The organism is Bradyrhizobium sp. B120 (assembly GCF_049075665.1).
Taxonomy (GTDB): Bacteria; Pseudomonadota; Alphaproteobacteria; order Rhizobiales; family Xanthobacteraceae; genus Bradyrhizobium.
The window spans coordinates 3,818,131-3,842,983 of record NZ_CP185242.1; the positions used below are offsets into that span (position 1 = coordinate 3,818,131).

25 protein-coding genes are annotated in these 24,853 nt (G+C 64.8%); 14 read left to right on the plus strand and 11 right to left on the minus strand.

Features of this window, described 5'->3' with window-relative positions; all coding sequences use genetic code 11:
- Positions 1-251: 251 nt before the first annotated feature.
- Positions 252-2,624, minus strand: a complete 2,373-nt coding sequence (locus tag ACOIX3_RS17150; protein WP_420971005.1) for a xanthine dehydrogenase family protein molybdopterin-binding subunit — start codon at positions 2,622-2,624, stop codon at positions 252-254.
- A 212-nt stretch (positions 2,625-2,836) separates the two neighbouring features.
- Between ACOIX3_RS17150 and ACOIX3_RS17155 the strand changes: the two genes are divergently transcribed.
- Together ACOIX3_RS17155 and ACOIX3_RS17160 are read left to right on the plus strand one after the other, a co-directional pair.
- Positions 2,837-3,880 carry a Ppx/GppA phosphatase family protein gene (locus ACOIX3_RS17155; protein ID WP_420971007.1) on the plus strand — a complete coding sequence of 348 codons (1,044 nt, stop codon included), beginning with the start codon at positions 2,837-2,839 and terminating at the stop codon, positions 3,878-3,880.
- 166 nt (positions 3,881-4,046) lie between these two features.
- A complete protein-coding gene (locus ACOIX3_RS17160; RefSeq protein WP_420971008.1) occupies positions 4,047-4,739 on the plus strand; it encodes an RlmE family RNA methyltransferase in 693 nt (230 codons plus the stop codon).
- 525 nt (positions 4,740-5,264) lie between these two features.
- Here ACOIX3_RS17160 and ACOIX3_RS17165 read toward each other — a convergent pair.
- Positions 5,265-6,752: a DHA2 family efflux MFS transporter permease subunit gene (locus ACOIX3_RS17165; protein ID WP_420971009.1), complete on the minus strand. Its 1,488-nt coding sequence runs from the start codon at positions 6,750-6,752 to the stop codon at positions 5,265-5,267.
- Positions 6,753-6,893: 141 nt separating this feature from the next.
- Here ACOIX3_RS17165 and ACOIX3_RS17170 point away from each other — a divergent pair, with 141 nt between their 5' ends.
- The 5 genes from ACOIX3_RS17170 (at position 6,894) to ACOIX3_RS17190 (ending at position 10,935) form a co-directional block, all read left to right on the plus strand.
- Positions 6,894-7,139 (plus strand): hypothetical protein, encoded by a 246-nt coding sequence (locus tag ACOIX3_RS17170; protein ID WP_420971010.1) that lies wholly within the window; start codon positions 6,894-6,896, stop codon positions 7,137-7,139.
- A gap of 201 nt (positions 7,140-7,340) precedes the next feature.
- Positions 7,341-8,831 (plus strand): IMP dehydrogenase, encoded by a 1,491-nt coding sequence (gene guaB, locus ACOIX3_RS17175; RefSeq protein ID WP_342722498.1) that lies wholly within the window; start codon positions 7,341-7,343, stop codon positions 8,829-8,831.
- A 72-nt stretch (positions 8,832-8,903) separates the two neighbouring features.
- Positions 8,904-9,329 carry a GFA family protein gene (locus tag ACOIX3_RS17180; RefSeq protein WP_342710938.1) on the plus strand — a complete coding sequence of 142 codons (426 nt, stop codon included), beginning with the start codon at positions 8,904-8,906 and terminating at the stop codon, positions 9,327-9,329.
- Positions 9,330-9,527: 198 nt separating this feature from the next.
- A complete protein-coding gene (locus ACOIX3_RS17185; RefSeq protein ID WP_420971011.1) occupies positions 9,528-10,550 on the plus strand; it encodes an NADP-dependent oxidoreductase in 1,023 nt (340 codons plus the stop codon).
- 52 nt (positions 10,551-10,602) lie between these two features.
- Positions 10,603-10,935 (plus strand): hypothetical protein, encoded by a 333-nt coding sequence (locus tag ACOIX3_RS17190; RefSeq protein WP_420971012.1) that lies wholly within the window; start codon positions 10,603-10,605, stop codon positions 10,933-10,935.
- A gap of 6 nt (positions 10,936-10,941) precedes the next feature.
- On the opposite strand, the gene ACOIX3_RS17195 is transcribed toward ACOIX3_RS17190, so the two are convergent.
- Together ACOIX3_RS17195 and ACOIX3_RS17200 are read right to left on the minus strand one after the other, a co-directional pair.
- Positions 10,942-11,778 carry a metallophosphoesterase family protein gene (locus ACOIX3_RS17195; RefSeq protein ID WP_420971013.1) on the minus strand — a complete coding sequence of 279 codons (837 nt, stop codon included), beginning with the start codon at positions 11,776-11,778 and terminating at the stop codon, positions 10,942-10,944.
- Positions 11,779-11,904: 126 nt separating this feature from the next.
- Complete coding sequence (locus ACOIX3_RS17200; RefSeq protein WP_420971014.1) at positions 11,905-12,342, minus strand: hypothetical protein; 438 nt, start codon at positions 12,340-12,342, stop codon at positions 11,905-11,907.
- 157 nt (positions 12,343-12,499) lie between these two features.
- Between ACOIX3_RS17200 and ACOIX3_RS17205 the strand changes: the two genes are divergently transcribed.
- Positions 12,500-12,922, plus strand: coding sequence for an MAPEG family protein (locus tag ACOIX3_RS17205; protein ID WP_420971015.1), 423 nt, complete (start codon positions 12,500-12,502; stop codon positions 12,920-12,922).
- A gap of 22 nt (positions 12,923-12,944) precedes the next feature.
- Entirely contained in the window at positions 12,945-14,243 is a 1,299-nt protein-coding gene (locus ACOIX3_RS17210) for an RsmB/NOP family class I SAM-dependent RNA methyltransferase (protein WP_420971016.1), read from the plus strand.
- Positions 14,244-14,382: 139 nt separating this feature from the next.
- Here the strand turns inward: ACOIX3_RS17210 and ACOIX3_RS17215 are convergent, their stop codons facing one another.
- On the minus strand, positions 14,383-15,657 hold the full coding sequence (locus tag ACOIX3_RS17215; protein WP_420971018.1) for an MFS transporter: 1,275 nt from the start codon (positions 15,655-15,657) through the stop codon (positions 14,383-14,385).
- A 114-nt stretch (positions 15,658-15,771) separates the two neighbouring features.
- On the opposite strand from ACOIX3_RS17215, the gene ACOIX3_RS17220 reads away from it, so the two are divergent.
- The gene (locus tag ACOIX3_RS17220; RefSeq protein WP_420971019.1) at positions 15,772-16,224 is read left to right on the plus strand and encodes a winged helix-turn-helix transcriptional regulator; all 453 of its coding nucleotides are present in this window, start codon (positions 15,772-15,774) and stop codon (positions 16,222-16,224) included.
- Between the two features lie 153 nt (positions 16,225-16,377).
- Here the strand turns inward: ACOIX3_RS17220 and ACOIX3_RS17225 are convergent, their stop codons facing one another.
- Positions 16,378-16,710: a DHCW motif cupin fold protein gene (locus ACOIX3_RS17225; RefSeq protein ID WP_420971020.1), complete on the minus strand. Its 333-nt coding sequence runs from the start codon at positions 16,708-16,710 to the stop codon at positions 16,378-16,380.
- 127 nt (positions 16,711-16,837) lie between these two features.
- Positions 16,838-17,209, minus strand: coding sequence for a nuclear transport factor 2 family protein (locus tag ACOIX3_RS17230; protein WP_420971021.1), 372 nt, complete (start codon positions 17,207-17,209; stop codon positions 16,838-16,840).
- 137 nt (positions 17,210-17,346) lie between these two features.
- Here ACOIX3_RS17230 and guaA point away from each other — a divergent pair, with 137 nt between their 5' ends.
- Together guaA and ACOIX3_RS17240 are read left to right on the plus strand one after the other, a co-directional pair.
- Positions 17,347-18,945, plus strand: coding sequence for a glutamine-hydrolyzing GMP synthase (guaA, locus tag ACOIX3_RS17235; RefSeq protein ID WP_420971022.1), 1,599 nt, complete (start codon positions 17,347-17,349; stop codon positions 18,943-18,945).
- An 88-nt stretch (positions 18,946-19,033) separates the two neighbouring features.
- The gene (locus ACOIX3_RS17240) at positions 19,034-19,936 is read left to right on the plus strand and encodes an HNH endonuclease (RefSeq protein ID WP_420971023.1); all 903 of its coding nucleotides are present in this window, start codon (positions 19,034-19,036) and stop codon (positions 19,934-19,936) included.
- 148 nt (positions 19,937-20,084) lie between these two features.
- Here the strand turns inward: ACOIX3_RS17240 and ACOIX3_RS17245 are convergent, their stop codons facing one another.
- Together ACOIX3_RS17245 and ACOIX3_RS17250 are read right to left on the minus strand one after the other, a co-directional pair.
- Complete coding sequence (locus ACOIX3_RS17245; protein ID WP_420971024.1) at positions 20,085-20,684, minus strand: NADPH-dependent F420 reductase; 600 nt, start codon at positions 20,682-20,684, stop codon at positions 20,085-20,087.
- 40 nt (positions 20,685-20,724) lie between these two features.
- Positions 20,725-21,459 carry an SDR family NAD(P)-dependent oxidoreductase gene (locus tag ACOIX3_RS17250; RefSeq protein ID WP_420971749.1) on the minus strand — a complete coding sequence of 245 codons (735 nt, stop codon included), beginning with the start codon at positions 21,457-21,459 and terminating at the stop codon, positions 20,725-20,727.
- 289 nt (positions 21,460-21,748) lie between these two features.
- Here ACOIX3_RS17250 and ACOIX3_RS17255 point away from each other — a divergent pair, with 289 nt between their 5' ends.
- A complete protein-coding gene (locus tag ACOIX3_RS17255) occupies positions 21,749-22,645 on the plus strand; it encodes a LysR family transcriptional regulator (protein ID WP_420971026.1) in 897 nt (298 codons plus the stop codon).
- Between the two features lie 225 nt (positions 22,646-22,870).
- Here the strand turns inward: ACOIX3_RS17255 and ACOIX3_RS17260 are convergent, their stop codons facing one another.
- Positions 22,871-23,107: a hypothetical protein gene (locus ACOIX3_RS17260; protein ID WP_420971028.1), complete on the minus strand. Its 237-nt coding sequence runs from the start codon at positions 23,105-23,107 to the stop codon at positions 22,871-22,873.
- A gap of 226 nt (positions 23,108-23,333) precedes the next feature.
- On the minus strand, positions 23,334-23,972 hold the full coding sequence (locus ACOIX3_RS17265) for a glutathione S-transferase family protein (protein ID WP_420971030.1): 639 nt from the start codon (positions 23,970-23,972) through the stop codon (positions 23,334-23,336).
- A gap of 366 nt (positions 23,973-24,338) precedes the next feature.
- On the opposite strand from ACOIX3_RS17265, the gene ACOIX3_RS17270 reads away from it, so the two are divergent.
- Positions 24,339-24,812, plus strand: coding sequence for a VOC family protein (locus ACOIX3_RS17270; protein ID WP_420971031.1), 474 nt, complete (start codon positions 24,339-24,341; stop codon positions 24,810-24,812).
- Positions 24,813-24,853 lie beyond the last annotated feature (41 nt).

Consider the following 24,853-nt stretch of genomic DNA (forward strand, 5'->3'; position numbering starts at 1 on the left):
TGCCGGGCTTGACCCGGCAATCCATCGTCTTCCCAAGAGTCGTTTCAAGTCGATGGATGCCCGGGTCAAGCCCGGGCATGACGAACGTGAGGTGGGGCGAGCTCTCGCATCGCCCTCAACTGTCATACCCCGCGCATGCGGGGTATCCAGTACGCCGCGGCCTCTCGGTTCTATCGCTGACGTCTCTGGAATACTGGATCACCCGCTTGCGCGGGTGATGACAGTGGTGCGTGATGGTGCGGCGGCGGCCCTTACGCCGCCTTCGCCTTGGCGTCCTGGATCGCGCGCCAGACGCGTTCGGGCGTTAGCGGCATGTTGATGTGCTTGATGCCGTACTCCGACAGCGCGTCGACCACGGCGTTGACGATGCAGACGAGGCTGCCGGCGCAGCCGGCCTCGCCGCAGCCCTTGGTGCCGAGCGGATTGGACTTCGCCGGCGAGGGGTGATCGCCGACCAGCATCGACGGCACGTCGCCGGCACGCGGCAGCGCGTAGTCCATGAACGAGCCGGTGATCGGCTGGCCCGAGCCGTCGTAGCTGACTTCCTCCATCAGCGCCTGGCCGATGCCCTGCGCGACGCCGCCGTGCAGCTGGCCGGCGACGATCATCGGGTTGACCACGGTGCCGAAATCGTTGACCGCCGAGTAGCGCACGATCCGCGTCACGCCGGTGTCGGCATCGATCTCGACCTCGGCGACGTGGCAGCCGTTCGGGAACGTCGACGCCGTCTCCTTGGTGGCGTGATCGACGTCGAGCGTCTCCGGCGTGCCCTCGGGCATCTTGCTGTCGCGCATCCGCTCGGCGAGCTCCATGATGCCGATCGAGCGATCGGTGCCGGCGATGGTGAAGCGGCCCTGGCCGAATTCGATGTCGGCCTCGGAGGCTTCCAGCATGTGCGCGGCCGCCTTCTTACCCTTCTCCACCACGAGCGCGGAAGCCTCGACGATCGCCTGGCCGGTCGCGGTGATCGAGCGCGAGCCGCCGGTGCCGTTGCCGAAGCGCACCAGGTCGCTGTCGCCCTGTTCGAGCGTGATCTTCTCGAAGGGAACGCCTAACTGCTCGGACAGCACCTGCGCGAACGGCGTGGCGTGGCCCTGGCCGTAATCGAGCGTGCCGGTGGTGAGCTTCACCGATCCATCCGGCTCGAAGGTGATCTTGCCGAGCTCGCCTGACGGCGGTGCGGTGACCTCGAGATAGGAGCCGACGGCGATGCCGCGCAGCTTGCCGCTCTTCCTGCTCTCCTTCTTGCGCTTGGCGAAGTTCTCGTAGTCGGAGATTTCGAGCGCTTTCTGGAACACGCCGGCGAAATCGCCGCTGTCATAGGTGACGCCGGAGGCCGCCAGGAACGGTAGCTGCGAGGGCTTGATGAAGTTGCGCTTGCGCAGCGTGAAGCGGTTGATGCCCATCTCGTCGGCGGCGGCGTCGATCAGCCGCTCCATGTAGTAGTTGGCCTCGGGCCGGCCGGCGCCGCGATAGGCGCCCATCAGCGTGGTGTTGGTCACGACCGTCTTGATGTCGACACCGAGCAGCGGCGTTTTGTAGACGCTGGCGAGATTCTTGCCGGTGTTGAGCGACAACGGGCCCGGCGCGACGCCGGTGATGTAGGCGCCGAGATTGCCGTAGCCGGAGAGCCGCACCGCGAGGAACTTGCCGTCGGCATCGAGCGCGAGTTCGGCATGGATCAGCTGCGCGCGGCCCTGGCTATCGGACAGGAAGCTGGTCGAGCGCTCGTCCAGCCACTTCACCGGGCGGCCGAGCTGGCGCGCCGCATGCGCGATGCAGGTGTATTCGGGATAGTTGAGGTTCTTCATCCCGAACGAACCGCCGACATTGCCGGTGAGGATGCGGACCTTGTCGGCCGGCACGTTGAGCAGGCGCGCCAGGATCGCCTTGTTGCCGGAGACGCCCTGGGTCGGCACCTGCAGGGTGAAGCGTTCGGTTTTCTTGTCGTAATGCGCGAGCGCGACGCGCGGCTCCATCGAGACCACGGCGACGCGGGTGTTGACGATGTCGAGTTTTGTGACGTGCGCGGCGCCGGCGAACGCGGCCTCGATCTTGGCCGTGTCGCCATAGTGATAGTCCAGCGCGACGTTATCGGGGATGTCGTCGTAGAGCTGCGGCGCGCCGGGCTTGGTCGCTTCGGCCGCGTCCGTCACCGCCGGCAGCGGTTCGATGTCGACCTCGACGGCTTCGGCGGCATCGCGGGCCTGCGCCGCGGTTTCCGCGACCACGAAAGCCACGGGATCGCCGACGAAGCGCACCTTGTCGGTCACGAGCGCGGGGCGGTTGGTCTGCTTGAGCGGCGAGCCGTCGCGGTTCTTCAGCGGCAGGCCGCAGGTGAAGGGGTTGTAGCCCGCGGCCGCCAGGTCGGCGCCGGTCCAGACGCCGAGCACGCCCGGCATCGCGTTGGCGGCTTCCGTATCGATCTCCTTGATGATGCCGTGGGCGTGGGAGGAGCGGACCATCCAGCAATAAGCCTGGCCGGGCAGGGAGAAATCGTCGGTGTATTTGCCCTTGCCGCGCACCAGGGTGTCGTCCTCCTTTCGTCGAACAGGCTGTCCGACACCGTATTTTTGCAGTGCGATAGCGTTTTCGAGGGAGGCGGGCGGCGTATGATCTTGCATCGAAAATGACCTGAAATGCCCGGATTTGCTGGAGTTTGGGGGCGCAGACGAGATAACGCACGCCCCCCTTAACGACAACGCCCGATTGGGCATGGACCCAATGTGAACGGAGTTTGCGTAGGGCTTTGACGCTGCTAAAGTTTCCGTGAACGGACAATTATTCGGCGGGCCCAAGGATTGCCCTTGGGGTCCTGCGGAAAGACAGTGTTTTGATGAATGACTATGTGCGGCTTTGTGACGGCCCTCCGGCCGGCGAAGCCCCGTCAGGGCTGATTGCGGCGGCCGCGGAAAGCGGCGTCTACGCCGCGCTCGACCTCGGCACCAACAATTGCCGGCTGTTGATCGCCTGTCCCACCGGCGACGGGTTCCGCGTGGTCGATTCCTTCTCGCGGATCATCCGGCTCGGCGAGGGCATCGCCGCGACCGGCTCGATCAGCGAGGCCGCGATCGAGCGGGCGATCGCCGCGCTCGCCATTTGCAGCGACAAGATCCGCTATCGCAAGGCCCGCCGGCTGCGGCTGATCGCCACCGAGGCCTGCCGCGCCGCAGGCAATGCCGAAAGCTTTCGCGCGCGCGTCGCAGCCGAGACCGGCATCGAGCTCGAGGTGATCAATCGCGAGACCGAGGCAACGCTCGCCGTGATCGGCTGCTCGCCGCTGCTCGATCCGAAGGGGCGCGGCGCCATCCTGTTCGACATCGGCGGCGGCTCGACCGAGCTGGTGCGGATCGAGCGCGATCCCGGCGTGCCCGATGCGCCGCCGCGCATCAAGGCGTGGATGTCGATCCCGCTCGGCGTCGTCACGCTGGCCGAACATTTCGGCGGCAAGAACGTCACCAGGGACATGTATGCGCGGATGATCGATGAGGTCGCCCGCCACGTCGCGCCGTTCGCGGCCGAGCACGGCAAGGATCTGCGCGACATGCACATGCTCGGCACCTCGGGCACCGTGACCACGCTCGCCGGCGTGTTCCTCAATCTGTCGCGCTACGATCGCCGTCGCATCGACGGCATCTGGATGAACGATGGCGACGTGTCAGCGACGATCCAGAAGCTGCTCGGCATGAGCTACGAGGCGCGGGTCAACAACAACTGCATCAGCGTCGAGCGGGCCGACCTCGTGCTGGCCGGCTGCGCGATCCTCGACGCAATACGCAACGCGTTCCCGATGCCGCGGCTTCGCGTCGCTGATCGCGGCCTGCGCGAGGGCATGCTGGTCGAGATGATGCGCGAGGACGGCGCGCTGCGGGTGTGCTAGAGCTGCCCTAGCCTCGCCCCGCTCGCGGGGAGAGGCCGGATTGCATGTCAATGCAATCCGGGTGAGGGGGACTCTCCACGGGCGCATCTCTCATCCTCATTGCGGAAGCGGCCCCTCACCCCAACCCTCTCCCCGCAAGAGCGGGGCGAGGGAGTAGAGAAGCAATATGGCGAAAGACACCACCGGGCGGCTGCACGTCACGGTCAAGAGCGGCGGCAAGCGAAAACTGTCGTCAAAACTCTGGCTCGAGCGCCAGCTTAACGATCCCTACGTCGCCAAGGCCAAGGCGTTGGGCTACCGCTCGCGCGCGGCGTTCAAGCTGCTCGAGATCGACGACAAATACCGCCTGCTCAAGCCGGGCATGACGGTCGTCGACCTCGGCGCTGCGCCCGGCGGCTGGAGCCAGATTGCGGCCAAGCGCACCGGTGCCGCCGACGGCAAGGGCAAGGTGGTCGCGATCGATCTGCTCGAGATGGGCGAGATCCCCGGCGTCACCTTTGCGCAGCTCGACTTCCTCGACCACGACGCGCCCGAAAAACTGATCGCGATGATGGGCGGCCGCGCCGATTTCGTGATGTCCGATATGGCTGCCAACACCACGGGCCATCGCAAGACCGATCAGCTGCGCATCATCGGCCTGGTCGAGACTGCCGCGCATTTTGCCGGGGAGGTGCTCAACCCCGGCGGCGCGTTCCTGGCAAAAGTGTTCCAGAGCGGCGCCGACGCCGAGCTGGTGGGGCAGCTGAAGCGCGATTTCGCCAGCGTGCGTCACGTCAAGCCGTCCGCCAGCCGGCAGGATTCCTCCGAGCGCTATGTGCTGGCGACGGGGTTTCGTGGACAGCAGCAGCCGTCATCGTAGAGATTGTCATTGACGGAGGGAGACCGGACTCACCCCAGCCGCTGATCTCGCGCGCGGCAGGACATTTCAGTGCGACCGGTTGGAACCTTGGCGCCTGGCCGGAGTCGACTCCATTGCTCCCGGCCAATGCCCCCCCAAGCCCACCGGGAGAAAACCCCCACCGGGTTGGCGGCCTTGGTGCAGCGTCGGGTTTCGCGCACTGGGGCCGTTTCTTGCAGGGCTGGAAAATCTGATATCGAAGGCGCATATCTCTCATATGGCGACCATTGTTCAATGCAATTGCGGCGCTGAGTACAGACGCACTGAAGAGAAGTTCTTGGTGCCGCATACGGGTGACGCGATCTGCACGGTCTGCGGAGCTGCGCTGGAATCGTGGCTGGAAGCGACCCACGTTCCCACATACGAACTTATTGAACGTCCGGATCGAGGACAGCCAGACGGGATGACCGGCCACCCCTAAGGGCCTGGCCGTGACCGGACGGCGGCTTGCAGTGTCCGTGCTTCGGAAACGGCTCGTTCGATCAACTAGCCGAGCCGCTGATCCCTGGCGTTCTGCGTATCCTCGGTCGCTGCCTTGACGGCGTCAGCGGCGGCGCGCTTCTCGGCGCCCTTGCGGCTCGAGATATCGATCGCCTTGCGGCCGGCGATTTCGTTGCCGGCATCGGCCGGCATTTGCCAGAAGAACCAGGCGGAGGCCGCCGAGATCAACGACACCACGATGAACGCCGGTCCAAACACGTCGGCGGACAGCTCGGTCTGGTGATGCAGCGCCAGGGTCGTTTCGACCGAGAACGCGCCGACCGCGACGCCCGCGGACACTGCGAGCTGCTGGTTGACGCTGACGAGGGTGGTGGCGCGGCTCATCTGCGGCGCCTCGACCTCGGCATAGGCCACGGTGTTGATCGCGGTGAATTGCAGCGAGCGGAAGAAGCCGCCGACCACCAGGATGGTGAAGATCAGCATCAGCGGCGTCGAGATCGTGAACAGGGCGCAGGCAGCGAGGAAGGCCGAGCTGACCACCGCGTTGACGGTCATCATGTTGCGGAATCCGAAGGCCTTGATGATGCGCGCCGCCAGCGTCTTCATGCCCATGGCGCCGACCGCGGAGGCAAAGGTGACGAGACCGGACTGGAAGGGCGACAGGCCGAAGCCGACCTGCATCAGCAGCGGCAGCAGGAACGGCAGCGCGCCGATGCCGAGCCGGAACATGAAGCCGCCGACGATCGACGCCCGCATAGTCGGCAGCCGCAGCAAGCCGAAATCGAGCACCGGCGAACCGGTGCGCCGCGCATGGATGACGTAGAGCGTCATCGACACCGTGCCGACCCCGACCAGGGCGGCGACGATCGGCCACGGCAACAGGTTGAGGCCCGCGACCGAAAGCCCGAAGGCGATGCCGGCGAGGCCGACGCCGGCCAGCACCAGCCCCACCAGATCGAAGCGTTCGGGATCCTCGCTCTTGATCGGGTCGATATATTTCAGCGCCAGGAAGATGCCGAGCAGCCCGATCGGGATGTTGATCAGGAAGATCCAGTGCCAGGAGAAATAGGTGGTGATGAAGCCGCCGAGCGGCGGCCCGATCACCGGGCCGACCAGCGCCGGCACCGTCACCCAGGCCATCGCGTTGACCAGCGCGCTCTTGTCGACCGAGCGCAGCAGCACCAGCCGCCCGACCGGGGTCATCATCGCGCCGCCGAGGCCCTGCAGGATGCGGGCGAACACGAAATCGGTCACCGAGGAGGACAGCGCGCAGCCGATCGAGCCCAGCATGAACACGGCGACGGCGCCGGCAAACACAATGCGGGCGCCGAAGCGGTCCGCGGTCCAGCCGCTGGCCGGGATGAACACCGCGAGCGACAGCAGATAGGACGTGATCGCAAGCTTCAGCGTCAGGGGGCTGGTGCCGATATCGGCGGCGATCGCCGGCAGCGAGGTCGCGATCACCGTGGAATCCATGTTTTCCATGAAAAGCGCGGTCGCGACGATGAGCGGGATCAGGCGTTGCTTGTTCATCAAAATAGGACAGCTTTGCTGAAAAAGGCGGGCGAGGGGGCCATATCATCCTGCCCCGGACCACGCTATTGCGGAACCGGGCAAACGCCCTAAATCCTGCGTGACGCTGCTATGCATCCGCCAGCGTTAGGGGTCCGTGCCGTGATGTACGTCCTTGCCGCTCTGCTGCCGCCGATCGGGCTGCTCCTGAACGGACAGCCGTTTTCGGCCATCTTCAATCTGGTCCTGATCGTGTTTTGCGCGATTTTCGGGCTGTTTTTCCACGTCTTGCTGCTGGTGCCGTCGGCCCATGCGGTGATCGCGGTTCACATGAAGCGCGAGGACCGGCGCCACCGCGAGGTGGTCGAGGCGATCCGCCGGCACGGGCCGCCGCACGGATATCGCTAAGCTGGCTACCGGGCCCGTGAACCGGCCCGTAAAAAGCCTGTGCATGGCTGGCAAACACTTTGATTCGTCATGCCGCCATGCTATCGACCAGCGTCAACCCCACCGATGGGCGCCGATTCGACGGTGACGCAGCGAGCGTCGCCGCAGGTAGCGTTCATCCGTAAGACCCTCGCGGCTGAGGCCGCAGATAAGGAGTTGGCAATGGCCACGGGATTTCAGGCTATCCGCGAAGCCTACACGTTCGACGATGTGCTTCTGAAGCCCGGTCTGTCCGACGTTCTCCCCTCGGAAGTCGATATTCGCTCGCGGGTCACACGCGCGATCCAGCTCAACATCCCGATCATGGCGTCCGCGATGGACACCGTCACCGAGGCGCGGATGGCGATTGCGATGGCGCAGGCTGGCGGCCTCGGCGTCATCCATCGCAATTTCGACCCCGAAGGCCAGGCTGCTCAGGTGCGGCTGGTCAAGAAATTCGAATCCGGCATGGTGGTGAATCCGCTCACCATCGGTCCTGAAGCCACGCTGTCGGACGCGCTGACGCTGATGAAGGATCACGGCATCTCCGGCATCCCGGTCGTGACCGGTGCGGGCAAGAACGTGCCGGGCAAGCTGGTCGGCATCCTGACCAACCGCGACGTGCGCTTCGCAACCGATCCGCGGCAAAAGGTTTCGGAGCTGATGACGCACGAGAACCTCGTCACGGTGCGCGAGGGCGTCAGCCAGGACGAGGCGAAGCGGATGCTGCACCAGCACCGCATCGAAAAGCTGGTCGTGGTCGACGACCAATATCGCTGCGTCGGCCTGATCACCGTGAAGGACATGGAAAAGGCGGTCGCCCATCCGCTGGCCTGCAAGGATGCGCAGGGCCGGCTGCGTGTCGCCGCCGCCACCACCGTCGGCGAGACCGGCTATGAGCGCACCGAGCGGCTGATCGATGCCGGCGTCGACGTCGTCGTGGTCGACACCGCGCATGGTCACTCGCGGCATGTGCTCAATGCCGTCAACCGCATCAAGCGGCTCTCCAACGCCGTTCAGGTCGTGGCAGGCAACGTCGCGACCGAGGGCGGCGCGCAGGCGCTGATCGATGCGGGCGCCGACTGCATCAAGGTCGGCATCGGCCCGGGCTCGATCTGCACCACGCGCATCGTCGCCGGCGTCGGCGTGCCGCAGCTCACCGCGATCATGGATGCGGTGGCGGCAGCAAAGAAGGCCGACGTGCCCGTGATCGCCGACGGCGGCATCAAATATTCCGGCGACCTTGCCAAGGCGCTGGCCGCCGGCGCCGACATCGCGATGGTCGGCTCGCTGCTCGCCGGCACCGATGAGACGCCAGGCGAAGTGTTCCTGTGGCAGGGCCGCTCCTACAAGGCCTATCGCGGCATGGGCTCTGTCGGCGCGATGGCGCGCGGCTCGGCCGACCGCTACTTCCAGCAGGACATCAAGGACACGCTGAAGCTCGTGCCCGAGGGCATCGAGGGCCAGGTGCCCTACAAGGGCCCGGTCGGCAACGTGATGCACCAGCTCGCCGGCGGTCTCAGAGCGGCGATGGGTTATGTCGGTGCGAAGGACATCAAGGATTTCCATGAGAAGGCCGAGTTCGTCCGCATCACCGGCGCGGGCCTGCGCGAGAGCCACGTCCACGACGTCACCATCACGCGCGAAGCCCCGAACTATCCGGGCGGGGTGTAAGCACCTCGTTCGTCATTCCGGGTCGGTCCACGGGGCCGATCCCGGAATCTCTTGACAGGGGACCCAGGCGATATGGTGAGCGACACGAACGTTCGGGCCGGCCAGTGCCATTGCGGCGCGGTGCGCTTCGAGGCGACGCTCAGCGACGGTTTCAATTCGATCCGCCGCTGCACCTGCTCTTACTGCCGGATGCGCGGCGCCGTCGTCGTCATGGCGGAGATGGGTGGGATCAAGTTCCTGCAGGGCGAGGAGGCGCTGACGAGCTACCGCTTCCACACCGGATCGGCACAGCACTTCTTCTGTTCTCGCTGCGGAATCTACACGCATCATCAGCGGCGATCGAACCAGAGCCTGTATGCCGTCAACGTGGCGTGCCTCGACGGTGTAAGCCCATTCGATTTCCCTGAGGTGCCTGTCATGGATGGCGTCAATCATACCAACGACACCGGCAAGCCAACGCGTCGCGCAGGCACCCTCCGTTTCATCCCGGCCGACTAACGATCGCGCGGAAGCCGGGCGGACTGCCCCGCAATGACGGATCTGCCGGGCGGCATGCTTCCGGCATGACGGCCGTCATTTCAAACAACATTTCAAACAAGCGCGCGCGAAAGAGCAAATCCATCTCCCTTGCGGGGAGCTGGATTGCGTGACTACGTGTGCGCCACCAACCAATCACCCCCAAAGAGGAAAATCCCTATGTCCCAAGGAAAGCGCATTGTTCTGGCCTCGCGCCCGCATGGCGAGCCCACGCCGGCCAACTTCCGGCTCGAGGACTACACGCCGCCGACACCGGGCGCGGGCGAGGTGCTGCTGCGCACCATCTGGCTGTCGCTCGATCCCTATATGCGCGGCCGCATGGCCGACGGTCCGTCCTATGCCGCACCGGTGCCGGTCGGCGGCGTGATGGAGGGCGGTACAGTGAGCGAGGTGATCGCGTCCAACAATTCCGCCTTTGCCAAGGGCGATATCGTGCTGTCGCGCGCGGGCTGGCAGACGCATGCGCTGTCCGACGGCAAGGGGCTCGCCAAGATTGATCCGAAGATCGCGCCGATCTCGACCGCGGTCGGCGTGCTCGGCATGCCCGGCATGACCGCCTATACGGGGCTGCTCGAGATCGGCAAGCCCCAGGCGGGCGAGACGGTGGTGGTTGCCGCCGCGTCCGGCGCTGTCGGCTCGGCGGTCGGGCAGATCGCGAAGATCAAGGGCGCGCGGGCGATCGGCATTGCCGGCGGCAAGGACAAATGCGCCTACGTCAAGAACGAGCTCGGCTTCGACGAGTGCCTCGATCATCGCGATCCCAATCTTGCGGCGAAGCTGAAGGAAGCCTGCCCGAAGGGCATCGACGTTTATTTCGAGAATGTCGGCGGCGCGGTGTTCGACGCGGTGTTTCCGCTGCTCAATGCGTTCGCGCGGATTCCGGTCTGCGGCCTGATCGCGCATTACAACGACACCGAGGCGCACGCCCCGAAATGGGCCGGCGCGATGATGCGCAACATCCTGACCAAGCGGCTGACCTTCCGCGGCTTCATCGTCAGCGACTTCGCCGCGATGCATGGCGACTTCCTGCGCGACATGTCGCAGTGGGTGCGCGAGGGCAAGGTCAAGTACAAGGAGTTCGTGACCGAGGGCCTGGACAGCGCGCCGGAGGCCTTCATGGGCCTGCTCAAGGGCGCCAATTTCGGCAAGCAGCTGGTCCGGATCGGGCCGGATAAGGCCTGAGTTAAGGCCCGGAATCTCCCATTCCGCGCAACAAAGTATCAAAAACGCCACAATGGCGGGCTTTTGGGGGCTCTTCGGCCCCCATTTGCTTGACGGGGACCCTGAGCAGTTGATTCAATATGGCTATATTTCAGGTGTAGCCATGGTTTTTGAAGCTATTGTTTCCGGGGTCATTCTCCTCGCACTCGGCTATTGGGCGACGATGTTCGTCATGGGCCGCCGCGACGACGTCTTGCATGGAAAATTTGTCGAGGACGAGCCGGGCGCCGAGCCGGTCCGCTTCGTGCCGCGTGCGCAGCCGGCGGCGGCACAGCCGAACAAGGACTCGCTGCAGGCGCTGCTGACCGTCATCAAGCAAGATCTGCACGACGCGGCACGGAGCTGAGACGGCTCACGCCGGCTGCTTGCCGAGCAGCATGTCCAGGTCGACATCGACCTGACCCTTGGCCCTGACGTGGCGGACCTCAAAGCTGTCCGGCTGGAAGCGGTACTCGACCAGACCGGTTTCCTTGATGCCGATCACTTCCTGTCGCGCATCTGAGATGATGAAGCCGGCCGAGGGCGCCCAGATCTGCCTGACATGCTCGAACGTGTAGTCGCGGCGCTGGTGCACATGGCCGCTGCCGACCAGGCGCCAATCGACCTTGCCGAACATCTCGATCAGGCGGCGGCGCGCCGGCTGCGGCACGAAACGGATCGCGGTCTCGACGCGTTCGGCATCGTAGGGCACGTCGAGATACAGCGGCTTGTGCAGGAACAGCGCGACGGGCCTGCCGACGGCCTTGTCGAGCGCCGAGGCGAGCCAGTCGAATTGCGCGGCCTCGCTGTCGAGGCCGGTGTTCATGATCAGCGAATTGAGGCCGATGAAGCACCAGCCGGCGGCGTCGAAATGCCAGCGATCCTCGCCGAGCACCGAGGTGAAGGCGCGGCGCGTCTCTTCAGTCGGCAGTTGCGCCGGGACCGGGCCGACCGCGGTCGGATTGTCGCCGATGTCGTGATTGCCCGGCAGATAGAGGCAATCCACCGGCAGCGCGCTGTGCAGTTCCTTGGCGAACACCAGATCGTCGCGGCTGGTCGGCCCATCGAACGCGACGTCGCCCGAGTTGAGCACGAGATCGGGACGCGTCGCGTCGATGTGTTCGCTGACGCGATGAAAGTTGTCAACGAGCGGCTTGAAGCGGCGCGTGAGGTGGGTGTCGGAGATTTGGGTCAGGCGAAACTGGGCCATGCATCGATCCTTTCGGCCGAATTATAGCGTCGGCGCGAAGTCGGAACGATGACGATTTCAGCGTGTTCTTCGCTGCTCTGTTTGATGCGTTGTTTGATGTCTTGTTTGATCCGGCGGCCCAGGCCGCTAGATCGCAAGCTGCTTGTCCGCGCGGATGGGCAGGGCAGGCGGGCCGCCGCGACCTCCGAGCAGCCCGGTGTTCGGCGGGTTTGTTCCCGTCACGGCCTGCGATGTGTTGAGCCCGAAATAGGCAAGCGCATCGTGCCCCATATCGTAGGCCGCATAGCCGAGCAGGCTGAGCACCAGCGCCGTGGCGAGGCCGTGCCTGAGGATATCGCGCGTCGAGCGATAGCCGCTGCGGAAATAAACCGAGAGCAGGATGGCGACCAGCAGCGCAGCGGCGACGCCGGCGAGCCCAGACAGCACCATGCCGAGCCCGCCATCCGCCGCGTCGTCGAACCAGCCGATGCCGGGGTCGATCGCCTTCAATAGGGAGGTGAGGAGATCGCCGAGGCTCGCGGCCGCCAGGGCCGCGCCGTCCAGGATAGAGGTGATGACGCTCATCGCGTCATACGTGGGGAACTGAAACCGCCATTATTCCTGGGAGTTGGTCACCCGGGCTCGGATCGTGGTTCAACGGGTTACCGCGGACGATTCATTGTGTTGCGCGGCCGTGGCGGCTAAGAGGGCGGCCGGGCGCCCGGCTTAAGGGAGATTCTTGATGTCGGTTCAAATGGTTCTGTTGCCGGTCTTCATCCAGATTGGCCTCACCTTCGCGCTGCTGTTTGTGATGGCGACGGCACGGACGAGGACGCTGGCGAGCGGTGAGACCAAGATGGCCGATATCGCGCTGCGCCAGCCGAACTGGCCGGAGCGCGCCACCCAGGTCGCCAACTGCTTTGCCAACCAGTTCGAGCTGCCGGTGCTGTTCTATGTCCTGATCGCCATTGCGCTGCCGCTGCGCCGTGCCGATCTGTTCATCGTGCTGATGTCCTGGGTTTTCGTGGTGACCCGGTTTGCCCATGCCGGGATATTCGTCACCTCCAACGACGTGCGGCCGCGCTCGCTCGCCTGGTTCGCCGGCGTGCTGGTGCTGGCGGCGATGTGGCTGTATTTCGCGCTCAAGCTCCTGCTGCTGATTTGATGCGCCCAACCGAAAGAGATCGATGACCCCCGCTGCCCGGCTTTCCGCCGCGATCGAGCTGATCGCTACCATCGACGCACAGCGCATTCCCGCCGCGAAAGCGCTGAAGGAATGGGGCACCGCGCGCCGCTATGCCGGCTCCGGTGATCGCGCCGCGATCTCCGGCCTGATCTGGGACGTGCTGCGCCGGCAATCCTCCGCGGCCTGGCTGATGGACGATGGCAGCGCCCGGTCGCGGGTGCTCGGCATGCTCAAGCTCGAGCGCGGCATGGACATCCCGACGATCTCGGCGCTGTGCGACGGCGGCCGCTTTGCGCCGGATCCGCTGACCACAGCCGAGGAGGCTGCCTTGGCCTCGCGTTCGCTTGCGGATGCGCCGGCGCATGTCGCGGGCGACTATCCGGACTGGCTCGATCCGTATCTGGCAAAAGTGTTCGGCGAGGACCGCGCCGCGGAAGCGACCGCGATGGCGAGCCGCGCGCCGCTCGATCTGCGCGTCAACACGCTGCGCGGCAAGCGCGAGAAGGTGCTGCCGCGGCTGTCGTATCTGGGTGCGAAGGAAACGCCGTGGTCGCCGCTCGGCCTGCGCATCGAGCTCGGCGCCGACGCGCGCAATCCCGGCATCCATGCCGAGGAGGATTTCATCAAGGGCGCCATCGAAGTCCAGGACGAGGGCTCGCAGCTTGCCGCGATGTTCTCGGCGGCCAAGCCCGGCGAGCAGGTGATCGATCTCTGCGCCGGCGCCGGCGGCAAGACGCTGGCGGTGGCCGCGATGATGGACGGCAAGGGCCGGCTGATCGCGACCGACAGCGACAAGCGCCAGCTCGTGCCGATCCATGAGCGGCTGTCGCGCGCCGGCGTGCACAATTGCGATGTGCGCACGCCGCGCGGTGAGGAGGAGGTGCTGTCCGACATCAAGGCCTCCGCCGATCTCGTGCTGATCGACGCGCCGTGCACCGGCACCGGCACCTGGCGCCGCAATCCCGACGCCAAATGGCGGATGCGCCCCGGCGCGCTCGAGGTGCGGCTGAAGGACCAGGCCGAGGTGCTGGCGCGCGCCGCGCCGCTGGTGAAATCCGGCGGCCGGATCGCCTACATCACCTGCTCGGTGCTGGCCGAGGAGAACGGCGAGCAGGTCAAGGCGTTCATCGCGCGGCATCCGGAGTTTTCGGTGCAGCCGCCCGAGCAGACCGCATCGGTCTTGTGGGACAAGGCCGAGCAATTCGCGGAAGCCGCGTTGCAATCGCCGGAGGGCCTGCTGATGACGCCGCGCCGGACCGGCACGGACGGGTTCTTCGTCTCGGTGCTGAAGAAGGCGTGAGGCTTTCTCCGCCGTCATTGCGAGGAGCTCGCGACAAAATTGCAAAGCAATTTTGCGCTGAAGCGACGAAGCAATCCATGGCTCCGCACATGCGGCACGATGGATTGCTTCGCTTCGCTCGCAATGACGGGCGTGTCTGCTACGCTTCGGAGCACACGCCCGCCGGCACCGGCGCCTTGCTCACCACGATGACCCAGTACAGCAATGCGCAGGCGCTGATCGCAGCGCCGAGCGCGCAGACACCGAGCCAGCCGGCGGCGGCATAGGCCATCGTCGAAGCGATCGCGCCGAGCCCGCTGCCGACCGAGTAGAACACCATGTAGACGCCGATCAGGCGGCTCGACGCTTCGGGGCGGGCAGCGACGATCAGGCTCTGGTTGGTGACATGGACGGCTTGCACCGCGAAGTCGATCATGACGACGCCTGCGAGCACCAGCCACAGGGAAGAACGCAGGCAGGCGATCGGTGCCCAGCCGGCGAGCATCAGCAGCAGCGACAATCCGGTGGTGCGCTGGCCCCAGCCGCGATCGGCGAGGCGGCCTGAATTGCGCGCCGCCAGCGCGCCGGCAAGGCCGGCAATGCCGAGCATGCCGATCGCGGTGTGCGACAGCGACAGCGGCGGCGCGGCGAGCGGCAGCACGACCGAGCTCCAGAACGCGCTGAAGCTTGCGAAAATCAGCAACGCGAACACGGCGCGCTCGCGCAGCACCGGCTCCTCGGCGAACAGCGCGGCCGTCGAGCGCAGCAGCTTGGCATAGGATGATCCGGTCAACGCCCGCGGCGGCTGCCGCGGCAGCACATAGGCGAGCAGTGCGGCCATTGCGAGCATCAGCACCGCCGAGGTCAGGTAGACCATGCGCCATCCGCCGATATCGGCGAGCGTGCCCGACGCAAAACGAGCCAGCAGGATACCCGACACGACGCCGCTTTGAATGGTGCCGATGGTCTGGCCGCGCTCGGCCGGCGAGGCCGATGTCGCGGCAAAGGCGACGATCACCTGGATGACGACGGCGAGCAACCCGACCAGCGCCATTCCGCAAAACAGCACGACCGCGTTCGGCGCGGCGCCGACCACGACGAGCGCGACCGCGGACAGCATGATCTGGCCGACGATCAGCTTGCGGCGGTCCCAGAGGTCGCCGAGTGGCACGATCAGCATCAGGCCGAACGCGAGTCCGACCTGGGTCAGCGTCACCACGATGCCGATCGCGGCGGGGGTGATGCCGAGATCCTGCGCCATGGTGTCGAGCAGCGGCTGGGCGGAATAGATGTTGGCAACACTCAGCCCGCAGGCGACCGCAAACAGCAGCACGACCGCGGGCGACAGCACGCCTGCCTTGCTGTCGCGGGCCTTGCCGTCCGTCTTGTGATCGCCCGTGGCCGGTCCGGCCTCCGTCATGGTCTGGTTCGTCATCTTGGTTCCGCTGCAATTCGCAATCTGGTCTTATAATGAGACCAGTTGCATCGCGGTCTGTCTAGTCCTATTTTAAGACCAGTTCGGAATCGTGATCGAGGAGGGTGAAACGCGATGCAGCGGACCGGATTTGCAAAGGCGGAATGCCCGGTGGCCCGCGCGCTGGATGCGATCGGCGACTGGTGGTCGTTGTTGATCGTGCGCGACGCGTTTGACGGCCTGCGCCGCTTCGGCGACTTCCAGAAGAACCTCGGCATCGCCAAGGGCATGCTGACGGCGCGGCTGCGCAAGCTGGTCGACACCGGCGTGCTCGAGCAGGTCGCGGCGTCAGACGGCAGCGCCTACCTCGAATATGTGCTGACGAAGCGGGGACACGACCTGTTCCCGATCGTGGTCTCCTTGCGGCAATGGGGCGAGGCGCATCTCTATGCGCGGGGCGAGACGCATTCCGTGCTGCTCGACCAGGCCGGGCAGGCCGTCGGGCAACTCGTGCTGCCGTCGAAGAATGGCAAGCCTCTGAGCTGGTCGGATACGAAGGTAAGGAAGGTTGCGGCGCGGAGGCGGTGAGTGCGTGACTCTCTCCACGTCATTGCGAGGAGCGAAGCGACGAAGCAATCCATGTCTCGGCAAGCGGCGCTATGGATTGCTTCGCGGAGCCTGTCATCCGGCGGCGCTTCGCGCCGACCGGGTGGCTCGCAATGACGGGGGGACTACGTCAGTTCAATCCACGATAAACAGCGTCGCACCCGTCGCGGTCGACGAACGGTGCGCGGCGTCGCCGAAATCGGAGACCTGGTAGCTCATGCCCGGCCGCAACGTGAATTTGCGGCCGTCGCGCAGCTCGGTGTCGAGCTCACCCTTGACCACAAACAGCACATGGCCGCGATCGCACCAGTGATCGGCGAGGTAGCCCGGCGAGTACTCGACCATCCGCACCCGCAGCTCGCCGATATCGAGCGTGCGCCACAACGCTTGCCCGGTCTCGCCGGGGTGCACGGTGGGTTCGACCTGGCTCCAGTCGGTGACGGTGAAGGGCAGGGTCGGGATTTTCATGGGCGTGGTCCTGATCCAGATGCCGGTGCGTAGGGTGGGTTAGCGTTAGCGTAACCCACCATCTTTTTCGTCGTGCAACTCGGTGGGTTACGCCTACGGCTAACCCACCCTACGATTCGACGGTAGCTCAACCCACCAGATGGTTCGCCGAGCCCTGCCTGATCTTGCCCTCGGCGTCACACCGCAGATACTCGCAGATCTTCTTGCCGCGCTCATTCTGGTAGAACACGACGACGCTGTCGGGCGAGACATAGAGGTCGATCAGCTCGAAATGCAGCTCGGGTAGTTTGGCCAGCGCGGCGCTCCAATAGGCGCGCAGCTGCGCCTTGCCGCGCACCGTGCCTGACGCGCCGAAGCCGAGCGCCGGGATCCGGTCCGAGGTCATCTCGGTATCCTCCGAATACATCGCCAGCACGCGCTCGAGGTCGCGCGCGTTCCACGCGGCGACCCAGTCGCGGCCGAGGGCTGCGAGGCGGGACGGTTCGTGAAAATCTGGCATTGGTTTCCTCCCATTGGTTATTGGCCAAATTAGGTCAATAGTACTGACCTATATCGATTTGTCCATGCCCAAAGAAGAATGTGGGCGCCCCGCGCTGCGCGGTTGCGGGGGCGGGCGGTGTCGCGTATCTGCTTGCCATGACAGCCCAGCACACAGCCAATAACTCGTCGGCGCCCACGGTGGCCTCGGCGCATGACAAGATTCTGATTGTCGATTTCGGCAGCCAGGTGACGCAACTGATCGCCCGCCGCGTCCGCGAGATGGGCGTCTATTCCGAGATCGTGCCGTTCCAGAAGGCGGAGGCCGCCTTCAAGGAGATGAAGCCGAAGGCGGTGATCCTCTCCGGCGGCCCGGAATCTGTGCATGAAACCGGCTCGCCGCGCGCCCCGCAGCTGATCTTCGAGTCCGGCGTTCCCGTGCTCGGCATCTGCTACGGCCAGATGACTCTGGCCGCCCAACTCGGCGGCGAGGTCGAGGGCGGGCATCATCGCGAATTCGGCCGCGCCGATGTCGAGGTCAAGACCGACAGCCAACTGTTCGACGGCGTCTGGGGCCACGGCGAAAAGCACCAGGTGTGGATGAGCCATGGCGACCGCATCACCAAGATGCCGCCCGGCTTCTCGGTGGCCGGCACCTCGCCGAACGCGCCGTTCGCGATCATCCAGGACGAGAAACGGAAGTACTACGGCCTGATGTTCCATCCCGAGGTGGTGCACACGCCGGATGGCGCAAAGCTGTTGCGCAACTTCGTGCGCAAGGTCGCAGGCCTGACCGGCGACTGGACCATGCGCGCCTTCCGCGAGGAGGCGATCGAGAAGATCCGCGCCCAGGTCGGCCAGGGCAAGGTGATCTGCGGCCTGTCCGGCGGCGTCGATTCCGCCGTCGCCGCGGTGCTGATCCATGAGGCGATCGGCGACCAGCTCACCTGCGTCTTCGTCGATCACGGCCTGTTGCGGCTCGACGAGGCCAAGACCGTCGTCGACCTGTTCCGCAACCACTACAACATTCCGCTGGTCCATGTGGACGCGTCGAAAGAGTTTTTGGGCGAGCTCGAAGGCGTCACCGATCCCGAGGTGAAGCGCAAGACCATCGGGCGGCTGTTCATCGACGTGTTCGAGGCGGAGGCGAAAAAAATCGGCGGCGCCGCATTCCTGGCGCAGGGCACGCTCTATCCTGATGTGATCGAGAGCGTCTCCTTCACCGGCGGCCCCTCGGTGACGATCAAGTCGCACCACAACGTCGGCGGCCTGCCGGCCCGCATGAACATGAAGCTGGTCGAGCCGCTGCGCGAATTGTTCAAGGACGAGGTGCGCGTGCTCGGCCGCGAGCTCGGCCTGCCCGAAGTCTTCGTCGGCCGCCACCCGTTCCCGGGCCCGGGCCTTGCCATCCGCTGCCCCGGCGACATCACCAGGGAAAAGCTCGACATCCTGCGCAACGCGGACGCGGTCTATATCGACCAGATCCGCAAGCACGGCCTCTATGATGCGATCTGGCAGGCTTTTGCGGTGCTGCTGCCGGTCAAGACCGTCGGCGTGATGGGCGACGGCCGCACCTACGAATACGTCGTCGGCCTCCGCGCCGTCACCTCGACCGACGGCATGACCGCCGACTTCTACCAGTTCGACATGAAATTCCTGGGCGAAACCGCGACGCGCATCATCAACGAGGTGAAGGGCGTGAACCGGGTGGTGTACGACGTGACGAGCAAGCCGCCGGGGACGATCGAGTGGGAGTGAGGGGCTCGGGAAAGCCAATCCCATGATGACTTCCTGGAGCGTTGTCACGAAGACCAAATAGATTCGGGGAGGTCGGGCCGAAGCAGCTATGGGATTTGGCGTATTCATTCATCGGTCGGACTCTATTTACGACGATAGTCCTGCGGAAAAGTATCAGTTCCCCAGCCAGTATTTGAGCCGCGTCGAGGCCTGTGTCGGTAGCTGGATTGTCTACTACGAGCCAAGCAAAGTGGCCGAGACAAAAGGTTACTTTGCGTTCGCCAAGGTTCGTCAAGTTATCCCCGATCCCGGCATTTCCGGGATGTACCTCGCGCTGATCGAGCCAGGAACCTATCTCGACTTCGCAAATCCGGTCCCCTTCAACGGTGCAACGGGACCGGTGGAGCGAGGTGTCCTTAATGACCAGGGACGCATTTCCGGACGGGCCCAATCTGCGGTTCGTCCACTCTCGCCTGAAGATTTTGCCAGAATTGTCGGACTGGGCTTCGAGGAAGATGCACCTCTGTTGCCGCGTTCCGATAATGACGTGCCATCGCTCGATATTGGCGAAGGAGCGCAAGCGCCCTTCATATATGACCAGCAACGCGACCGCGTGAGCGTTACGATGTCGAGGATTATGCGCGACCGGGTCTTTCGTCGTGTGGTTCTGCGCGCCTACGACGAACGGTGCGCGATCACGGGACTAAAGCTGATCAATGGGAGGGGGCGCGCGGAAGTCGCTGCCGCACACATTCGGCCAGTGGAGGCGAGCGGGCCGGATATTGTTAGCAACGGGATCGCGCTCTCAGGGACGGCGCATTGGATGTTCGATCGCGGCTTGATCAGCTTGGCTGACAATATGGAGATATTGATCTCGCGGCAGACCAATGATCCGCAAGGCATACGATCGATAATTAACAAATCAGGACACGCGCTTGCACCGCAGCGCGTGTCCGATCGACCGCATCCACATTTCCTGAGATGGCATCGTGAGCATTGCTTCAAGCAGTGATGAGCTTACAGGCAATTGGCAGTCGTAGCCCGGATGAGCGAAGCGATATCCGGGGTATTTATATCCGCGTGCTGCGCGGTGTCCCGCATATCGCTGCGCTCATGCGGGCTACTCGTTTCTCGGGCCAAATCACACGCCCGTAGATCGCTCACTGCTCCTTCTTGAACAAATCCTGGAAGATCAGCGGGCCCCAAACGCGGCCGCGTGCGTGCACCAGCGCGCCACCCTCGTTGAGCTTTCCCAGCTTGACCGGCGCGAACCCGAGTTGTTTGGCCAGGGCCGCCACGGGAGCGATCGCGTCTTCGTCGTCACCAGACAGAAAGATCACCCGGTGGCCGCCCTCGACGATCGGATCGGCAGCCAGCTTGGCCGCAATCAGATGATTGAAACCTTTCACGAGCTTGGCGCCGGTGAACGCCTTCGCGACGAAGGCGGAGGACAGCAGGCCGTCCAGCTCCTCAAGGGGTACTAACGCGTTCATCGCGTCGATGACCGTCTTGCCTTTCCAGCTCGGCAGGGCCCTCGCAACCTCGCGATGCTCCCCGAACGGGACCGCGAGGATGATTGTGTCGGCCTCGAGTGCATCCCGCAGTGGCTTGGCGACGACCGTGGGTCCAATCGCCCGAGCCTGCGGCGCCAACGCCTCGGGCGGCCGGCGGCTCGCGACGGCCACCTCGATGTTCTTACGGGCGAAGGCGAGGGCCAGCGCCTGGCCTACTGCACCGAATCCTACAATCGCATAGCTCATGATGTTTCTCCGAACCGTGTTGATATTGCTTCCCGGCCTTTCAGATCGCCGAGAATCCGCCATCGACAGACAACTCCACCCCATTCACGAAGCTCGAATCGTCTGACGCGAGAAACAGCGCGGCGGCCGCGATTTCCTCGGGACGACCCATCTTTCCCCGTGGGATCAGGGACTCGAACATCCGCTTCGCCTCCTCGGTGAGAACTTGGTCCTGCATCGGCGTGGCGATCGGCCCCGGGCTCAGCACGTTCACCCGGATATTCCTGGCCTTCAGTTCGTTGAGCCAGGTGCGCGCGAATGAGCGCAACGCCGCCTTGCTCGCCGCATACACGCCGTAGCCAGGAAAACCTTTCACCGAAGCAACTGACCCGGTCATGAAGATCGATCCGCCATCGTTGAGCAGCGGCAACGCCTTCTGAACCGTGAACAGCGTGCCGCGCGTATTCAGGCCGAAGGTCGCATCGAAATGCTGCTCGCTGATCTCGCCAAGCGGGACGGCTTCGCCGATGCCGGCGCTCGCGTACAGGACGTCGATCCTGCCCTTTTGCCGCTTGACCGTGTCGAACAGGCGGTCGAGGTCGTCGAGATTGGCTGCGTCGCCGCGCACGCCGGTCACGTTCCGGCCGATCAGCCTGACGGCATCGTCGAGCGCCTCCTGCCTTCGGCCCGTGATGAAGACATAGGCGCCTTCTTCAACGAACCGCCTTGCGCTCGCCAGCGCCATGCCGCTCGATCCACCCGTGATGACTGCAACCTTACCGTCAAGCTTTCCCATGACTTCTCCTTCAGACTCCGTCTTTGGTCGTTCGGGGAGGCTCCCCGAGAACCTCGAGATGGGTCCGCCGGCGTCAGGCGTTGAGTGCGGAAGCGCGCACATCGGTGGTGCGAAATCGATCCGGCCGGACGACGCCGCCGGCCGCGACGATCGGCGTCTGCCGTTCGGAATTGGGCCGCGCCTGTCGGCATGGGCTATGATAACTGCCCGTGCTACCCACATACGGGATGCTCTTTGACGTATTGGACACGGGCTTTGGAAGGCACACCCCGCGGTGCCGGATCGCACCATGATCGACTGGGATGACGTTCGCTACTTTCTGGCCGTCGCGCGCGGAGGCTCGGTGCGGGCTGCCGCGGAGCGCCTCGGTGTGAACCACTCGACCGTGCTGCGACGCATCGCCCAGCTCGAGGAACGCCTCGGGGTGCACATGTTCGAGAAGCTGCCTTCGGGCTACCGCCTGACGGCTGCGGGCGAGGAGGTGCTCGCGTTCGCGGAGCAGATGGAAGCGTCGTCGCACCTGCTGGAGACGCGCGTCTTCGGGCGCGACCAGAGCGTGCGCGGGCTTCTGCGGGTGACGCTGGCACCGCCGCTTGCGACACACCTGCTCATGCCGGATTTCGCCGAGTTCGCGCGTCTGCATCCGGACATCGAGATGGAAATCCTGTCGTCCGGCGAGCTGGCAAATCTGACCAACCGAGAGGCCGACCTCGCGATCCGCGTCGTCTACGACCGCAAAACCCTGCCGCTCAATCTTCACGGCCTGAAGGGACCGGAGCTGTTCGGCGGCGTTTACATGTCCCGCGATCGACTGGCCGCGTGGCGCGCGGGCGCGCCTGATCCCATCCGGTGGATCGTCATCAGCATTCATGGAATTCCGGATTGGGCCAGCGAGGGTGAGGTGCGGACCACGGGGGTTCCATTCAGGACCACGGACGCCGAGGCGCAGATCGTTGCTGTGCGGCAAGGGCTCGGGATCACGACACTGCCGTGCTTCGTCGGCGATGCCGACCCCCTGTTGGTGAGGGTGCCGGGCACCGGCCTGCACATGTACGGAACGCTCTGGCTTCTCACACAGGGCGAGACACGCAAGACGAAGCGCGTGCGGCTCTTCACGGAGTTCGTATCCCGCCGGCTCGCTGCGTATGCGCCGCTTCTCGCGGGACTGTCCATCTCGCGCGACTGACGCCCGGCAGGTCGGCGACGGGAGTTGACGAGGCGTAATCCACCGCATCGTCAAGTGATCAGAGCCCGGATGAGCGCAGATCCGGGACTCCTCCATCAGTCCGTAAGGCGGGTTAGGCGATCGCTGACCCGCTCTACGAGCTGGTGTTTCGCTATCTGTCGCGATCGCGTATCGAGCCGGTTCAGCAGCCAACAGCAGCTCGACCGTTCGGTGCGCGCGGCGCGATCAATACGGTCCCGGCTCGCAGGGGACATTGCCGCCGGTCCAGGGCGCAGTCGCGAATGAACCGACACGCGGGGCTGGAACGCAGGCGCGACCATCGACATAGACGGGCTCAGCCGGCGCGGCGGCGTTGGCTTCGGCAACATGTCTGGAAACGGCGTGTGTTTCACGCGCGATCGCCGGCGACGCGATCATGGCAACCGCGATGAAAGCAGCCGACAACAGTTTGACGTTCGTCATTGAGTGTCTCCGTTTTGTTTAGGGGGCCAAGGAGTCTGGCCTCGTCAGGTAGATGTGCGCAGGGCGGGCGCACTTAAATGCAATCCTTGCTCACGCCGGCTCAACGCTGCGTGAGGGGTTCGAAGCGATCGTGATCGCTTGTGCCGGAACTGTATTTCGGTGTGACAGTGCTGAGAAACTGCGCGAGGGCCGGTCCCGCGTGTCGCAAACCTCAGCCGGTCGGTTGTTAGCGCGTGTTGATCGCCAGCTGAGCCTCGAAAGCCCGCTTGTACGCCGGCCGCGCTTCGCCGCGGGCGACGTAGGCGGAGAGGTTCGGATATTCGTCGAGAATGCCCGACATTCTCAGCCTGAGCAGCACCGACACCATCATCAAGTCGCCTGCGCTGAACGCGCCGTCGAGCCAGTCGGCATCGCCGAGGCGGGCGGCGAGCTGCTTCAGCCGGTCGCGGACGCGATCCATGACCAGAGGCATGCGCTCCTTAGACCACGGCTTATCGCTCTCCAGAATTCTGGCGGTTGCGAGTTCGAGGATCGGTGGTTCCACCGTGTTGACCGCGGCAAACATCCAGGTGATGGCGCGGGCGCGGGCATTGGCATCATCAGGCAGCAGGCCCGCATGACGCTCGGCGATATGGAGCACGATCGATCCGGTCTCGAACAGCGCGAGATCACGTTCCTGATAGGTCGGAATCTGGCCGAACGGATGCAGCGCCAGATGTGCCGGCTCCTTCATCGCCTGGAATGAAACGAGACGAACCGCGTAACGCTGGCCCACTTCTTCCAGCGCCCAGCGAACGCGCGTATCGCGCGCCAGTCCCTTGCCACCATCGGGTGACCGTTCGAAGGCGGTGATGGTGGGGGTCATCGGTTCTCTCCATGTCCTTGCCTGGTCCCGAGGACGGACGAGCGGCACGCGCCCCGACAGCCGATCCTGGAATCTTTTGGCCGGTTGTAGCCCGGATGTAGCGAAGCGTAATCCGGGGTTCTCGCCTCTGGCAGGACCGGTCCCGGATTTCGCTGCGCTCCATCCGGGCTACAGGCTCGGGGGAGGTCGTTTCCGGGAGCAACTGTGATCCTACCCCGCGCTTTCGGTTCCCGTCGCGGCAACGTGGACGCATGCGGCTGAGATCAGCGGAACGCATGATCCCGCAAATTATTTTCATACGCCTGTCGCCGTGCTGTCGGCTGGCGTCTTCGCCAAGCGTCCTTCGTATAAACCAGGAGACTGCAAATGACCGATCTCGTCACATGCCTTTGGTTCGATCAGGGCCAGGCGCGCGCTGCGGCGGAATTCTATGCTGCGACGTTTCCCGACAGCCATGTCGATGCGGGGCACGTCTCGCCGATACCTGGCATCGGGCAGGGTGATGAACTGACGGTGGAGTTCACTGTGCTCGGCCGCCGCTTCGTCGGGCTGAATGGCGGCTCCAACTATACGCCGAACGAGGCGGTCAGCTTCATGGTGCTCACCGACAGCCAGGAGGAGACCGATCGTTACTGGAATGCGGTCACTTCGAACGGCGGCAAGGAATTGCCGTGCGGCTGGTGCCGGGATCGCTGGGGATTTACCTGGCAGATCACGCCGCGGCGGCTGCTCGAGCTCGTCAACGGATCCGATCGCGCCATCGGAAAGCGCGCGATGGAGGCGATGATGACGATGAAGAAGATCGACATCGCCGCGATCGAGCGTGCGGCGGCGGGGTAATCCGCTTGGTGGAATGATTTGGCCCGGACTCGACAGTCATG

Excerpts from the sequence above, each read along its gene's own strand:
- ACOIX3_RS17150 (WP_420971005.1), bottom strand. The coding sequence starts at position 2,624 with ATGCAAGATCATACGCCGCCCGCCTCCCTCGAAAACGCTATCGCACTG.
- ACOIX3_RS17155 (WP_420971007.1), top strand. The coding sequence starts at position 2,837 with ATGAATGACTATGTGCGGCTTTGTGACGGCCCTCCGGCCGGCGAAGCC.
- ACOIX3_RS17160 (WP_420971008.1), top strand. The coding sequence starts at position 4,047 with ATGGCGAAAGACACCACCGGGCGGCTGCACGTCACGGTCAAGAGCGGC.
- ACOIX3_RS17165 (WP_420971009.1), bottom strand. The coding sequence starts at position 6,752 with ATGAACAAGCAACGCCTGATCCCGCTCATCGTCGCGACCGCGCTTTTC.
- guaB (WP_342722498.1), top strand. The coding sequence starts at position 7,341 with ATGGCCACGGGATTTCAGGCTATCCGCGAAGCCTACACGTTCGACGAT.
- ACOIX3_RS17180 (WP_342710938.1), top strand. The coding sequence starts at position 8,904 with ATGGTGAGCGACACGAACGTTCGGGCCGGCCAGTGCCATTGCGGCGCG.
- ACOIX3_RS17185 (WP_420971011.1), top strand. The coding sequence starts at position 9,528 with ATGTCCCAAGGAAAGCGCATTGTTCTGGCCTCGCGCCCGCATGGCGAG.
- ACOIX3_RS17190 (WP_420971012.1), top strand. The coding sequence starts at position 10,603 with ATGGCGGGCTTTTGGGGGCTCTTCGGCCCCCATTTGCTTGACGGGGAC.
- ACOIX3_RS17195 (WP_420971013.1), bottom strand. The coding sequence starts at position 11,778 with ATGGCCCAGTTTCGCCTGACCCAAATCTCCGACACCCACCTCACGCGC.
- ACOIX3_RS17200 (WP_420971014.1), bottom strand. The coding sequence starts at position 12,342 with ATGAGCGTCATCACCTCTATCCTGGACGGCGCGGCCCTGGCGGCCGCG.
- ACOIX3_RS17205 (WP_420971015.1), top strand. The coding sequence starts at position 12,500 with ATGTCGGTTCAAATGGTTCTGTTGCCGGTCTTCATCCAGATTGGCCTC.
- ACOIX3_RS17210 (WP_420971016.1), top strand. The coding sequence starts at position 12,945 with ATGACCCCCGCTGCCCGGCTTTCCGCCGCGATCGAGCTGATCGCTACC.
- ACOIX3_RS17215 (WP_420971018.1), bottom strand. The coding sequence starts at position 15,657 with ATGACGAACCAGACCATGACGGAGGCCGGACCGGCCACGGGCGATCAC.
- ACOIX3_RS17220 (WP_420971019.1), top strand. The coding sequence starts at position 15,772 with ATGCAGCGGACCGGATTTGCAAAGGCGGAATGCCCGGTGGCCCGCGCG.
- ACOIX3_RS17225 (WP_420971020.1), bottom strand. The coding sequence starts at position 16,710 with ATGAAAATCCCGACCCTGCCCTTCACCGTCACCGACTGGAGCCAGGTC.
- ACOIX3_RS17230 (WP_420971021.1), bottom strand. The coding sequence starts at position 17,209 with ATGCCAGATTTTCACGAACCGTCCCGCCTCGCAGCCCTCGGCCGCGAC.
- guaA (WP_420971022.1), top strand. The coding sequence starts at position 17,347 with ATGACAGCCCAGCACACAGCCAATAACTCGTCGGCGCCCACGGTGGCC.
- ACOIX3_RS17240 (WP_420971023.1), top strand. The coding sequence starts at position 19,034 with ATGGGATTTGGCGTATTCATTCATCGGTCGGACTCTATTTACGACGAT.
- ACOIX3_RS17245 (WP_420971024.1), bottom strand. The coding sequence starts at position 20,684 with ATGAGCTATGCGATTGTAGGATTCGGTGCAGTAGGCCAGGCGCTGGCC.
- ACOIX3_RS17250 (WP_420971749.1), bottom strand. The coding sequence starts at position 21,459 with ATGGGAAAGCTTGACGGTAAGGTTGCAGTCATCACGGGTGGATCGAGC.
- ACOIX3_RS17255 (WP_420971026.1), top strand. The coding sequence starts at position 21,749 with ATGATCGACTGGGATGACGTTCGCTACTTTCTGGCCGTCGCGCGCGGA.
- ACOIX3_RS17260 (WP_420971028.1), bottom strand. The coding sequence starts at position 23,107 with ATGACGAACGTCAAACTGTTGTCGGCTGCTTTCATCGCGGTTGCCATG.
- ACOIX3_RS17265 (WP_420971030.1), bottom strand. The coding sequence starts at position 23,972 with ATGACCCCCACCATCACCGCCTTCGAACGGTCACCCGATGGTGGCAAG.
- ACOIX3_RS17270 (WP_420971031.1), top strand. The coding sequence starts at position 24,339 with ATGACCGATCTCGTCACATGCCTTTGGTTCGATCAGGGCCAGGCGCGC.